Source organism: Chryseobacterium sp. SIMBA_029 (assembly GCF_046535275.1).
Lineage (GTDB): Bacteria > Bacteroidota > Bacteroidia > Flavobacteriales > Weeksellaceae > Chryseobacterium.
The window spans coordinates 1-267 of record NZ_JAWRXA010000407.1; the positions used below are offsets into that span (position 1 = coordinate 1).

A 267-nucleotide genomic window follows, 5' to 3' on the forward strand; every position below is an offset into this window, starting at 1 on the left:
CGGGCGACGGATCACATGCAAACGCCCTCGGTATAATTTTCTGTTCAATGAAGTCGTTCAACCAGTGCCGATGTGCTGACACGTAACTAGCTTCATATGATTGAGCTAAGGTGGCTGCCCGCGCATTACCCACTTGGGCAATCAGCAGCTTCTTGGCATGCGACTCAGTAATGGCTTCGTTAACGAAGGATGCAACGTCACCTGGGCCCAAATTGTGGCTTGCATACATCAGCTTTGCACGATCGGTGGAATTTAGCGAGTCCAATG

1 protein-coding gene is annotated in these 267 nt (G+C 50.6%); it reads right to left on the reverse strand.

Annotation, left to right across the window (positions count from 1 at the left end; translation table 11 throughout):
- On the reverse strand, positions 1 to 267 hold a 267-nt coding region (locus SB679_RS24625; RefSeq protein ID WP_410704910.1), incomplete at both ends, for a hypothetical protein.